Source organism: Streptomyces hebeiensis, from assembly GCF_052983195.1.
The window spans coordinates 1,870,773-1,882,709 of sequence record NZ_CM129812.1; the positions used below are offsets into that span (position 1 = coordinate 1,870,773).

The window sequence follows — 11,937 nt, forward strand, 5'->3', positions numbered from 1 at the left end:
TGTCCCCGTCTGCCGTAAAGGAGCAATCACCGTGGCCCGTTCGCTCGACGGTCGTGTCCTGTCCCCGGTCGCCGACCAGGCGCCGGGGCAGGTGGGTACCGCCACCCGCTTCGTCTACCACGAGGAGGAGGGACGGATCTGGGCCGAGTACGAAGGCGGCGACGTGGTCCGCGGCCATCTGGTCGGGACCCGCGCGGGCGACCGGCTGGACTTCCGCTACGTCCAGCTCAAGCGGGACGGCGGCACGTCCTCCGGCCACTGCGTCTCCACCGTCGTGGACCTCCCCGACGGCCGGGTGCGGCTGGACGAGACATGGGAGTGGGAGTCCCAGGAGGGCAGCGGGACGAGTGTGGTCGAGGAAGTCCGCTCCTGACGTGACGTCAATTCTTGTGAGGTGGAACCGGTGAGCGAGCGGCCGGACCAGAGGGATCAGCAGGCACGGGCCGCTGCGGGCCGGCACGTGGTGGTCGTCGGCGCGGGCATGGCGGGCGTCCAGACCGCGGTGGCCCTGCGGGAACGGGGATACGGCGGCCGGATCACCCTGATCGGTGCCGAGCCACACCCGCCGTACGACCGGCCGCCGCTGTCCAAGGCGGTGCTGCTCGGTCAGACGGACAGCCCGGCTTTCGACGTCGACTTCGCGGCGCTCTCCGTGGAACTCCGGCTCGGGGTCGAGGTGACCGGCCTGCGCCCGGACGCGCGGGAGATCGACACCGACGCCGGGCCCGTCCCGTACGACGTGCTCGTCCTCGCCACCGGCGCCGAGCCGGTCCGGCTGCCCGGCACCGAGGGCGTGCCGGGCGTGTACACGCTCCGCACCCTGGACGACGCCGAGCAACTGCGTCCCGTACTGGCGCGCCGGCGGGCGACCGTGATCGTCGGGGCCGGGTGGATCGGCGCGGAGTTCGCCACGGCGGCCCGCGCGGCCGGGTGTTCCGTGACGGTCGTCGAGGCGGCGGACGTGCCCTTCTCCGGCGCCCTGCCCCCGGAAGTCGCCGCCCCCATGGCCGAGTGGTACGCCGAGAGCGGCGCCGAACTGCTCACTCGGGCGCGCGTGGCGTCGGTCGCGCCGGGCGGTCCCGGCGAGCCCGGGGCGGTCGCGCTCGCGGACGGCCGGCTGCTGCCCGCCGAAGCGGTGGTCGTGGGCATCGGCGCGCGCCCCGCGACGGGCTGGCTCACGGGCTCGGGCATCGCGCTCGAACCGGACGGCTCGATCACGGCGGACGACCGGCTGCGGGCCTCGCTGCCCGGGGTGTACGCGGTGGGCGACTGCGCCTCGTTCCCGTCGGCCCGCTACGGCGAACGGCTCCTCGTCCACCACTGGGACAACGCGCTCCAGGGACCGCGCACGGTCGCGGCCCAGGTGACCGGCGAGACGGAGCGGCGCTACGACCCGGTGCCGTACTTCTGGTCGGAGCAGTTCGGCCGGTTCGTGCAGTACGCGGGTCACCACGCGGCGGCCGACGCCCTGGTGTGGCGCGGCGACCCCGCGGAGGCCGCGTGGTCGGTGGTCTGGCTGCGGGACGGGGTGCTGGTGGCGCTGCTCGCCGTGGGCCGGCCCCGGGACCTGGCGCAGGGACGCAAGCTGATCGAGGCGGGGGCGCGGCTGGACCGGGAGCGGGCCGGGGACCCGGCCGTACCACTGCGCACGGCGGCGCTCTGAGTCGGGCGCCCGCGCGGTGGCGCCTCGTGGAGCGGCCGGGCACAGGACGGGCGGGCACAGAGCGGTTGCCTGCGGGGCACATCCGCTCATGTCGCACGACGCCCCCCTGCGGGGTGCCTTGAGTACCGTCTGTCAGTCACAGGTGGCAGGCTTGTCCTGTGACCGAGATTGACGCAAAGATCGATGCTCTCGTCCCCGCCTGGCTCCATCTGCCGGACATCGCGGACATGCTCGACGTCGAGGTGACGCGGGTGCGGCAGCTGGTGAAGGAAGGCCAGCTGATCGCGGTGCGCCGCGGTGAGAACAGGACCCTTCAGGTACCCGCCGCCTTCATCGACGGCAGCAAGGTCGTCAAGGGGCTCGCCGGGACCCTGACCCTGCTGAGGGACGACGGCTTCACCGACGAAGAGATGCTGGAGTGGCTCTTCACCCCCGACCCGAGTCTGCCGGGCACCCCCGCGCAGGCGCTCGGCGAGAATCGCGGCACGGAGGTGAAGCGCCGCGCCCAGGCGCTCGCCGTCTGACGACCTCACCACCAGCGGTGCGCGGCGGGTCGGCATCGCCACCCGCCGCGCGCCGCCGACCGCCGACCCGAGGGGGGACGTTTTCCCATGCCCGCATCCGTATCCGAGGCGTCGACCGCCGCCGTACCGGGAGCGCGCACGGCCCGCGCGCCGCTCGCCGACGCCCGTCTCTACCTGTGCACGGACGCCCGTAAGCGCCAGGGTGACCTGCCCGAGTTCCTGGACGCCGTCCTGGCGTCCGGTGTGGACGTCGTGCAGCTCCGGGAGAAGGGCATGGAGGCCGCCGAGGAGCTGGAGCACCTGGAGGTCTTCACGGACGCCTGCCGCCGCCACGGCCGGCTGCTCGCGGTGAACGACCGGGCGGACGTGGCGCACGCCGCCGGCGCCGGCGTGCTGCATCTGGGCCAGGGCGACCTGCCCGTTCCGGCCGCCCGCGCGATCCTCGGGGACGGGCCGCTGATCGGCCGTTCCACGCACGCGGAGAGCGAGGCGGCCGCGGCCGCCGTCGCGCCGGGCGTGGACTACTTCTGCACGGGCCCCTGCTGGCCCACTCCGACCAAGCCCGGTCGCCACGCGCCCGGCCTCGGCCTGGTGCGGTACGCGGCGTCGCTGGCCACCGAGCGGCCCTGGTTCGCGATCGGCGGGATCGACGCGGACAACCTCGACGAGGTGCTGGACGCGGGCGCGCGCAGGATCGTGGTCGTGCGGGCGATCACCGACGCCGAGGACCCGGCCGCGGCGACGGCGGCCCTGGCCGCGCGCGTACGGGAGCGTGCCGAGTCGGACTGAGCGGGACGGCGGGGAGCGGCCGGACGCGCCCGCACACCGACCGCGGGCGACACGTCCGCGTCCAGCAGGCCGCCGCGGCTCGGGCCCGTGCGCCGGGCGCACCGGGCCACCGACACCACCGGGCCGCGACCGGCACCGCGCCCGGCGCGTCACAGCTCCGCTGCGGTACCGCTACCGCCCCGCCTCCCTGTCCTTCCCTGCTCGTAGACTCGGGCCCGTGGACACGACCCTTCAGGACCCCCTCGTCGGGCAGCTGCTCGACGGCCGTTATCGCGTCGACGCGCGCATCGCCGTCGGCGGTATGGCCACGGTCTACCGGGCCGTCGACACCCGGCTCGACCGTGAGCTGGCCCTCAAGGTGATGCATCCGAACCTGGCCACCGACGCCTCGTTCGTGGAGCGGTTCATCCGGGAGGCCAAGTCGGTGGCCCGGCTGGCGCACCCCAACGTGGTCGGGGTGTTCGACCAGGGCGCGGAGGGCGCGTACGTCTACCTCGCGATGGAGTACGTCGCGGGCTGCACGCTCCGTGATGTCCTGCGGGACCGCGGCGCGCTCCAGCCACGCGCCGCGCTGGACATCCTGGAGCCCGTGCTCGCCGCGCTCGGCGCCGCGCACCGGGCCGGGTTCGTGCACCGGGACATGAAGCCCGAGAACGTGCTCATAGGGGACGACGGCCGGGTGAAGGTCGCCGACTTCGGGCTGGTCAGGGCGGTCGGCGACGTCACGAACAGCACGGGCACCGTCCTCGGCACGGTCTCGTACCTCGCGCCGGAGCAGATCGAGTACGGCGAGTCAGACACCCGGGTCGACGTGTACGCCTGCGGGGTCGTCCTCCACGAGATGCTGACCGGCGCCAAGCCGCACGCGGGAGACACTCCCGCGCAGGTCCTCTACCGCCATCTGAACGAGGACGTCCCGCCGCCCTCGGCCGCCGTCCCGGGCCTCGCCCCGGAGCTGGACGAGCTGGTCGCGGTGGCCGCGGCCCGGGATCCCGGGGCCCGGCCGTACGACGCGGTCGCCCTGCTCGCGCTGGTGCGCCGGGCCCGTGCCGCGCTCGACGACGCCCAGCTGGACGCCGTACCGCCGCGGGCCAGGCAGGAGCCGGCGGACGGCGCGGGGGGAGCCGACGGGGGACGGGCCGGTACGGGCTCCGAGAGGCGTACGACCGTCATCCCGCGCATCCTGCCCGCCGAGGAGGTGCCGGAGGACACCTCCGTCAGCCACACCGCCCGGCTGGAGATGGAGCCCCCGGACGGCGCGGTCCCGCCGCCCCGCGGGCGTGGACCCGGCCGGCCGGGTCCACGCCGGGGGGTACTCGTGGCGGTCGCCGCGGTCCTGCTGGTCCTCGGTATCGGCACCGGTGTCTGGTACATCAACTCGGGCCAGTTCACCCGGGTCCCGTCCGTCCTCGGCAAGACCGAGGCGGCGGCGCGCGAGCGGCTCTCCGACGAGGGCCTCGGCACGGAGGTCGCGAAGGACTTCAGCGACACCTACGAGCGGGGCACGGTCATGCGTACCGACCCCGAGCCCCGCGCCAGGATCCGGGGGAACGGCACGGTGACGCTCGTGATCTCGCGCGGCCCTGAGATCGTCCAGGTCCCTGACCTGGCCGGCCTGGACCTGGCCGGGGCCAGGCAGGCCCTGAAGAAGGCCGGGCTCGCGCCGGGGCTGGTGACCCGGTCCTTCGACGAGAACGTCGCGCAGGGATCCGTGATCCGCTCGGCGCCCGCCGCCGGGACGGACGTACGGCCCGACTCCGGGGTCGCGCTCACGGTGAGCCGGGGCGCGCCCGTCGACGTGCCCGATGTGACCGGCGAGACGGCCGACGACGCCACCGCCACGCTCAGGGAGGCGGGGCTGCGCGTCAAGATCGCGCCGACCCGCGTCGAATCCCCCGAGGACGCCGGGTCCGTCGCCCGCCAGTCCCCCGCCGAGGGCGGCCGGCTCGCCCAGGGCGACACCGTCACCCTGACGCTCTCCAAGGGCCCGCGCATGGTCTCCGTACCCGACGTCACGGGGCGGTCGGTCGACGAGGCCACGGGCACGCTGGAAGCGGCGGGCTTCGAGGTCGAGGTCAAGCGCGGTTTCCCGTTCTTGAGCGACTCGGTGTCGGAGCAGTCCGTCCAGGGCGGCGAGCGAGCCCCCGAGGGCAGCACGATCACACTCAGGACCAAGGGGCTCTAGGACCGATGCGCAACCCTGTCGGGAGCCATGTACCGGTGGCCGGCGGCCTGGCCAGGACGGGCCTGGCGTACGCCCGTGACCTGGGCGCCGAGACCGTCCAGGTCTTCGTCGCCAATCCGCGCGGCTGGGCCACGCCCACCGGGAACCCGGCGGAGGACGAACGGTTCCGCGCGGAGTGCGCGGCCGACGGGATCACGGCGTACGTCCATGCCCCCTACCTGATCAACTTCGGCTCGCACACCGAGGCGACCGCCGAGAAGTCGGTGGATTCGCTGCGGCACAGCCTGCGCCGGGGGCGGGAGATCGGCGCGCTGGGCGTGGTGGTGCACACCGGTTCGGCGACCGGCGGCCGGCCCCGCGAGGTGGCCCTCGCGCAGGTACGGGAGCGGATGCTGCCGCTCCTGGACGAGCTCACCCACGACGACGACCCCTTCCTGCTGTTGGAGTCGACGGCCGGGCAGGGCTTCTCGCTCTGCTCGCGGACCTGGGACTTCGGCCCGTACTTCGAGGCGCTGGACGCCCACCCGAAGCTGGGCGTCTGCCTGGACACCTGTCATGTCTTCGCGGCCGGGCACGACCTCACCGGGCCGCACGGGACGGGCCAGACCCTCGATCAACTGGTGGAGACGGTCGGGGCGGGCAGGCTGAAGCTGATCCACGCCAATGACTCGAAGGACGTGGCGGGCGCGTTCAAGGACCGGCACGAGAACATCGGCGCGGGCCGGATCGGCGAGGAGCCGTTCCGTGCGCTGTTCACGCACCCGGCGACCGAGAACGTCCCGCTGGTGATCGAGACCCCGGGCGGCAAGGCGGGGCACGCGGCGGACGTGGAACGGCTGAAGAAGCTGCGCGACGGCTGACGCGCCCCGTGCGACGGGACGCGCCGCCCCGGGGGGCCTGCCCTACAGCTCGGGCCCGTCCCCCGGCCGTTCCTGGTAGGTGTAGCGCTGCTCGGCCCAGGGATCGCCGATGTTGTGGTAGCCGCGCTCCTCCCAGAAGCCCCGCCGGTCCGCGGTCATGTACTCGACCCCGCGCACCCATTTGGGCCCCTTCCAGGCGTACAGCGCCGGAACGACGAGCCGAAGCGGAAAGCCGTGCTCCGCGGTGAGCGGTTCGCCGTCCTTGTGGGTCGCGAAGATCGTACGGGCCGAGAGGAAGTCGGACATCCGGAGATTGGAACTGAAGCCGTACTCGGCCCACACCATGACGTGCGTGGCCTCGGGCGCGGGCGGCGCCAATTCCGCGACCGTACGGGCGGGAACACCGCCCCATTCGGCCCCCACCATGCTGTACTTCGTCACACAGTGGAGATCGGCGACAACAGTGGAGAAAGGGAGCGCCGAGAACTCCTCGTGGTTCCAGCGGTGTTTGTCCCCGTCGGCCGTGGCACCGAAGACCCGGAATTCCCAGCGCTCCGGCCGGAACTTCGGTACGGGCCCGTAGTGCGTGACCGGCCAGCCGCGCTGCAGCCGCTGTCCCGGTGGTAGCTCCGGACGTTCCGGCTGACGATTCTCCCGGCTCTCCGGCTGACCCATGCCTTACATGGTGACAGACCGGGAGGGGTGGTCACGACCAGGTCAGCACCAATACGGTCAACTCATACTAAGCATGCACTTACTGGACGACATCCGGTCACGGTGCGAAGATGCGCGCATCCCGCCCGTCACCCGTGGAAGGAGCCGTGCGCGATGCAGGGCGATCCCGAGGTCATCGAATTTCTCAACGAGCAGCTGACCGGCGAACTCACCGCGATCAATCAGTACTTCCTGCACGCCAAAATGCAGGAGAATTTCGGCTGGACGAAGCTGGCCGCGTACACCCGGTCCGAGTCGTTCGACGAGATGAGGCACGCCGAGACGCTCACCGACCGGATTCTCTTCCTGGAAGCCCTGCCGAACTACCAGCGGCTCTTCCACGTGCGCGTCGGCCAGACGGTCACCGAGATGTTCCGGGCGGACCGGCAGGTCGAGGTGGAGGCGATCGACCGCCTCAAGCGCGGTATCGATGTCATGCGCTCCAAGGGGGACCACACGTCCAAGCGCATCTTCGAGTCGATCCTCGCGGACGAGGAACACCACATCGACTACCTCGACACCCAGCTCGAGCTGGTGGAGAAGCTCGGGGAGCCGCTGTACATCGCGCAGGTCATCAAGCAGCCGGACAGCTGACCCACCGACCCGGCCGCGGGCGGAGCGGCACCGCGCCCGTCAGGCCGCCTCGGCCGGACCCGACCATCCGTACGCGGTCTCCGTGAACGTGGAGTCGCCGCACGCGGAGTCACTGGACGCGGACTCGGCGAACGCGGGTTCCGCGGAGCCGTCGGGCAGGGCGACGGAAGCGGCCGGCGGGACGGGCTCGGCCGACGACGGGAGCGCCGCGGACCGGTCGAGCAGTTCCCGGCTCGGGCAGCCGCCGCGGCCGAGGATCGACTGGATGCGGCGTACGCACGATCCGCAGTCGGTGCCCGCCTTGCTGGCGGAGGCTATCCGGCGGGGGGTGCAGGCACCGGCCGCCGCGTGTTCCCTCACCTGCGCCTCGGTGATGCCGAAGCACGAGCAGACGTACACGCGCACCACCTCCCTGCGGGCTCGGTCGTTCGGCCGGATCAGCCACCCCGGAACCCGGTGAGGCCAACCTAACCTTACCTGCCGCCCCGGAGGCACGAAAGCCGGGTAAGCGCCGATGGGGCACGGATCACATGGTTTCCCATGGATCTGTGCCCCGTCGTCACGGTTCGCCCGGACCGTACCGGGCCGTACCTCACTGGTCGCGGTACATCTCCGCGACCAGGAACGCGAGGTCCAGCGACTGGCTGCGGTTCAGCCGGGGGTCGCAGGCCGTCTCGTAGCGCTGGTGCAGATCGTCCACGAAGATCTCGTCGCCCCCGCCCACGCACTCGGTGACGTCGTCGCCGGTCAGCTCGACGTGGATGCCGCCCGGGTGCGTGCCGAGGGCCTTGTGGACCTCGAAGAAGCCCTTGACCTCGTCCAGGACGTCGTCGAACCGGCGGGTCTTGTGACCCGAGGCCGCCTCGAAGGTGTTGCCGTGCATCGGGTCGGTCACCCAGGCCACCGTGGCGCCGGAGGCCGTGACCTTCTCGACCAGCTCGGGGAGCTTGTCCCTGACCTTGTCGGCGCCCATCCGGACGATGAACGTCAGCCGGCCCGGCTCGCGCTCGGGGTCGAGGCGGTCGATGTACGTCAGCGCCTCGTCGACCGTCGTCGTCGGGCCGAGCTTGATGCCGATCGGGTTGTTGATCTTCGAGGCGAACTCGATGTGCGCCCCGTCCAGCTGGCGGGTGCGCTCGCCGATCCACACCATGTGGCCCGAGACGTCGTACAGCCCGCCGGTGCGGGAGTCGACCCGGGTGAGGGCGGACTCGTAGTCGAGCAGCAGCGCCTCGTGGGAGGCGAAGAACTCGACCGTGCGGAACTCCGCCGGGTCGGTGCCCGCCGCCTTCATGAAGTTCAGCGCGTTGTCGATCTCGCGGGCGAGCTGCTCGTAGCGCTGGCCCGAGGGCGAGGACTTCACGAAGTCCTGGTTCCAGGCGTGCACCTGGCGCAGGTCGGCGTAGCCGCCGGTGGTGAAGGCCCGGACGAGGTTGAGGGTCGCGGCGGACGCGTGGTACATCCGCTTCAGCCGCTCCGGGTCCGGGACACGCGCTTGCTCGTTGAACTCGAAACCGTTGACCGAGTCGCCCCGGTAGGTCGGCAGCGTCACGCCGTCGCGGGTCTCGGTGCTCTTGGAGCGCGGCTTCGAGTACTGCCCGGCGATCCGGCCGACCTTCACCACCGGCACGGCCGCGGCGTAGGTGAGCACGGCGCCCATCTGGAGCAGCGTCTTCAGCTTGTTGCGGATCTGGTCGGCGGAGACCGCGTCGAAGGCCTCGGCGCAGTCACCACCCTGGAGCAGGAACGCCTCGCCGCGGGCCACCGCGCCCATCCGGGCGCGGAGCTGGTCGCACTCGCCCGCGAAGACGAGCGGCGGATAGCTCTCCAGCTCGGCGACGACCTCGCGCAGGGCTGTCCGGTCGGGATACTCCGGCTGCTGAGCAGCGGGCAGACCTTGCCATGACGGCACGTGGGTGGCGGGGTTCTCAGCGTTCACTGTCACGCGTCCAGACTACGAGGTCGGCGTCCGTGGCCCTGGCACGGCTCACAGTGTGGAACGTACACGCTCGAAATGGTGCGGGACACGGCTTTCTCCACGTGTGCGCTCACGTTCCCCGGCTCGCCGGACAACCGCCTGTTGCCCGGCCCGCCCCCGCCCCGTGCCGGAGCGCGTCGCACGCCTCCGCCCACCCGTCCGCCAAGGACGCCGCGCACCGGCCGTATGCGCTAAGGTGCCGGTCATGTTCGCGCATTCGCACCAGACCTGGTGGTGGCCCGCTCGTCCGGCGGCCCACTGATCATCGCGCGCACAAGCATCGCGAAGGCCGCCCGAGGGGCGGCCTTCAGTGTTTTCCGGGTCGGATGCCGCCCCGGAGAAGCGGGCCGTTCCTCCCCCGGCGTTCAGGACTCCGGAAGGAACACCGCACGTGTCCACGCACACCGAGAACACCGAGAACACCGCGATCGGCACCGCCGCCGACGCCGCCACCGCCGACGCCGTCCCGGACACCGCCGCGCTCATCGGCAGGCTGCCGGCCGACGACTGTCCGCCCTTCGCCCTGCTGCGCCGCCGTACGCCCGGCCGGGACCACGACACCGTCGAGCTCCTCCTCGGCCCCGTCCACGAGGCGGACCGGCTCGCCGATCTGCCCTCCGGTGACCGCACCGCGCTCGCGCTGGTGCCCTTCCGGCAGATCCGGGAGCGTGGCTTCGAGGTGCGGGACGACGGTACGCCGCTGGCCGTCCTGGTCGCCGACGAGACATACGACCTGCCGCTCGACGCCGTCCTCGACGCGCTGCCCCGGCACGACGTACGGGTCGAGGACGGCGGCTTCGACATCGACGACGCGCGGTACGCGGAGACGGTACGGCGGGTGATCGACGAGGAGATCGGCCGGGGCGAAGGAGCGAACTTCGTCGTGCGCCGGACCTTCGAGGGGCGCGTCCCCGGCTACGGCAGGGCCGACGCGCTGGCCTTCTTCCGGCGGCTGCTGACGGGCGAGCGCGGCGCCTACTGGACCTTCGTCGTCCACACCGGCGAGCGGACCCTCCTCGGGGCCAGTCCGGAGGTCCACGTCCGGATGAGCGGCGGAACCGTCGTGATGAACCCGATCAGCGGCACCTTCCGCTACCCGCCGGAGGGACCGACACCGGAGGCGCTGCTGGAGTTCCTGGGCGACCGCAAGGAGACCGAGGAGCTCTCCATGGTCGTGGACGAGGAGCTGAAGATGATGTGCGCCGTCGGCGACCGGGGCGGGGTGGTGATCGGTCCCCGGCTCAAGGAGATGGCCCACCTCGCGCACACGGAGTACGAGCTGCGGGGCCGGTCCTCGCTCGACGTGCGGGAGGTGCTGAGGGAGACGATGTTCGCGGCGACGGTGACGGGGTCGCCGGTGCAGAACGCGTGCCGGGTCATCGAGCGTCACGAGCCGGGCGGACGGGGGTACTACGGGGGCGCGCTCGCGCTCGTCGGACGGGACGCGGGCGGCACACAGACCCTCGACTCCCCGATCCTGATCCGTACCGCCGACATCGACCGCGACGGCGGGTTGCGGGTGCCGGTCGGGGCGACGCTCGTACGTCACTCCCGGCCGGAGAGCGAGGTCGCGGAGACCCACGCCAAGGCGGCGGGGGTGCTGGCGGCCCTGGGGGTACGCCCCGGCCGCCCGGGCGCCGAGTCCGGCCGCCCGCGGCTGGCCGACGACCCGCGGGTACGGGCCGCCCTCGACGCCCGCCGCGCGGACCTCGCCCCGTTCTGGCTGAAGATGCGCACGGAACGAGTCGCGCCGACCGGCCACGCCCTGGTGATCGACGGGGAGGACGCGTTCACCTCCATGCTGGCGTATCTGCTGCGGTCCTCCGGCCTGGAGGTGACGGTACGCCGCTACGACGCCCCGGGCCTGCGCGAGGCCGCGCTCGGTCACGGCGGACCGGTGATCCTGGGCCCCGGCCCCGGCGACCCGAGGGACACCGCCTCCCCGAAGATGCGGTCGCTGCGCACGCTGACGAAGGACCTCCTCGGGGCCGCGGACCGGCGGGAACACGGCGTGCTCGGCGTCTGCCTCGGCCATGAGCTGATCGCGGCGGAACTGGGCCTGGAACTCGTCCGCAAGCGGGTCCCGCACCAGGGCGCGCAGACGCGGATCGACCTGTTCGGGCAGGCGGAGACGGTCGGCTTCTACAACAGCTTCACCGCGCGCTGCGACGAACCGACGGCCCGTGCGCTGGTCTCCCGAGGCGTGGAGGTGAGCCGCGATCCGGAGAGCGGGGAGCTGCACGCGCTGCGGGGCGCGGGCTTCGCGTCGGTGCAGTTCCATCCGGAGTCGGTGCTGACGGTGGGGGGCGGGGCGATCGTGGACGAGCTGCTGCGGGTGTGCCGTCGAGGTCTGGTGCGGTAGCCGCCTCCCGGCTGGGGGGTGGTGGGCGCGGGGCCCTGCGGGGCGCGGTGCCGGCCGGCCGCGGATGCGGGGGCCGCTGCGCGGTGCGGGTGCGGGATGCGGTGGGTGCGGAGCCACCGCATCCCGCACACCCCCGAACCGGGCCGGAGGCCCCCCGCCGTGCGGCCGGCGGACCGGGGGGGCGGCGGGCCGGGGGCGTCAGCCCACGGGGTGGGGTCCGGGGCACCGCCCCGGTTGTGGGAAGGGGCGGGGAGGGGAGCAGCCCGCC

The 11,937-nt window shown here is 72.8% G+C and carries 12 protein-coding genes; 9 read left to right on the top strand and 3 right to left on the bottom strand.

Annotation, left to right across the window (positions count from 1 at the left end):
* Positions 1-31 precede the first annotated feature (31 nt).
* The 6 genes from ACU6P3_RS08040 (at position 32) to ACU6P3_RS08065 (ending at position 6,021) form a co-directional block, all read left to right on the top strand.
* A complete protein-coding gene (locus tag ACU6P3_RS08040) occupies positions 32-373 on the top strand; it encodes an avidin-fold protein (protein ID WP_447196519.1) in 342 nt (113 codons plus the stop codon).
* A gap of 108 nt (positions 374-481) precedes the next feature.
* Positions 482-1,663, top strand: a complete 1,182-nt coding sequence (locus ACU6P3_RS08045) for an NAD(P)/FAD-dependent oxidoreductase (protein WP_447197806.1) — start codon at positions 482-484, stop codon at positions 1,661-1,663.
* 158 nt (positions 1,664-1,821) lie between these two features.
* Positions 1,822-2,187, top strand: coding sequence for an Rv2175c family DNA-binding protein (locus tag ACU6P3_RS08050; protein WP_030745870.1), 366 nt, complete (start codon positions 1,822-1,824; stop codon positions 2,185-2,187).
* 87 nt (positions 2,188-2,274) lie between these two features.
* A complete protein-coding gene (gene thiE / locus ACU6P3_RS08055) occupies positions 2,275-2,976 on the top strand; it encodes a thiamine phosphate synthase (RefSeq protein ID WP_447196520.1) in 702 nt (233 codons plus the stop codon).
* Positions 2,977-3,193: 217 nt separating this feature from the next.
* On the top strand, positions 3,194-5,161 hold the full coding sequence (gene pknB / locus ACU6P3_RS08060) for a Stk1 family PASTA domain-containing Ser/Thr kinase (protein ID WP_447196521.1): 1,968 nt from the start codon (positions 3,194-3,196) through the stop codon (positions 5,159-5,161).
* A 5-nt stretch (positions 5,162-5,166) separates the two neighbouring features.
* Positions 5,167-6,021, top strand: coding sequence for a deoxyribonuclease IV (locus tag ACU6P3_RS08065; protein ID WP_447196522.1), 855 nt, complete (start codon positions 5,167-5,169; stop codon positions 6,019-6,021).
* Between the two features lie 42 nt (positions 6,022-6,063).
* Here the strand turns inward: ACU6P3_RS08065 and ACU6P3_RS08070 are convergent, their stop codons facing one another.
* Complete coding sequence (locus ACU6P3_RS08070) at positions 6,064-6,696, bottom strand: sulfite oxidase-like oxidoreductase (protein ID WP_447196523.1); 633 nt, start codon at positions 6,694-6,696, stop codon at positions 6,064-6,066.
* 153 nt (positions 6,697-6,849) lie between these two features.
* Between ACU6P3_RS08070 and bfr the strand changes: the two genes are divergently transcribed.
* Positions 6,850-7,329 (top strand): bacterioferritin, encoded by a 480-nt coding sequence (gene bfr, locus ACU6P3_RS08075; protein WP_344283961.1) that lies wholly within the window; start codon positions 6,850-6,852, stop codon positions 7,327-7,329.
* Between the two features lie 39 nt (positions 7,330-7,368).
* Here bfr and ACU6P3_RS08080 read toward each other — a convergent pair whose 3' ends face one another.
* Both ACU6P3_RS08080 and ACU6P3_RS08085 read right to left on the bottom strand, forming a co-directional pair.
* A complete protein-coding gene (locus ACU6P3_RS08080) occupies positions 7,369-7,728 on the bottom strand; it encodes a (2Fe-2S)-binding protein (protein ID WP_447196524.1) in 360 nt (119 codons plus the stop codon).
* Between the two features lie 193 nt (positions 7,729-7,921).
* Positions 7,922-9,274, bottom strand: a complete 1,353-nt coding sequence (locus ACU6P3_RS08085; RefSeq protein ID WP_447196525.1) for a class II 3-deoxy-7-phosphoheptulonate synthase — start codon at positions 9,272-9,274, stop codon at positions 7,922-7,924.
* Positions 9,275-9,512: 238 nt separating this feature from the next.
* On the opposite strand from ACU6P3_RS08085, the gene ACU6P3_RS33595 reads away from it, so the two are divergent.
* Both ACU6P3_RS33595 and ACU6P3_RS08090 read left to right on the top strand, forming a co-directional pair.
* Entirely contained in the window at positions 9,513-9,569 is a 57-nt protein-coding gene (locus tag ACU6P3_RS33595; RefSeq protein ID WP_502996313.1) for a trp operon leader peptide, read from the top strand.
* Positions 9,570-9,791: 222 nt separating this feature from the next.
* Positions 9,792-11,669, top strand: a complete 1,878-nt coding sequence (locus tag ACU6P3_RS08090; protein ID WP_447197807.1) for an anthranilate synthase family protein — start codon at positions 9,792-9,794, stop codon at positions 11,667-11,669.
* Positions 11,670-11,937 lie beyond the last annotated feature (268 nt).

Bases quoted from the DNA above. Each gene is read 5' to 3' on its own strand.
- ACU6P3_RS08045 (WP_447197806.1), top strand. From the start codon at position 482: ATGGCGGGCGTCCAGACCGCGGTGGCCCTGCGGGAACGGGGATACGGC.
- thiE (WP_447196520.1), top strand. From the start codon at position 2,275: ATGCCCGCATCCGTATCCGAGGCGTCGACCGCCGCCGTACCGGGAGCG.
- ACU6P3_RS08065 (WP_447196522.1), top strand. From the start codon at position 5,167: ATGCGCAACCCTGTCGGGAGCCATGTACCGGTGGCCGGCGGCCTGGCC.
- ACU6P3_RS08070 (WP_447196523.1), bottom strand. From the start codon at position 6,696: ATGGGTCAGCCGGAGAGCCGGGAGAATCGTCAGCCGGAACGTCCGGAG.
- bfr (WP_344283961.1), top strand. From the start codon at position 6,850: ATGCAGGGCGATCCCGAGGTCATCGAATTTCTCAACGAGCAGCTGACC.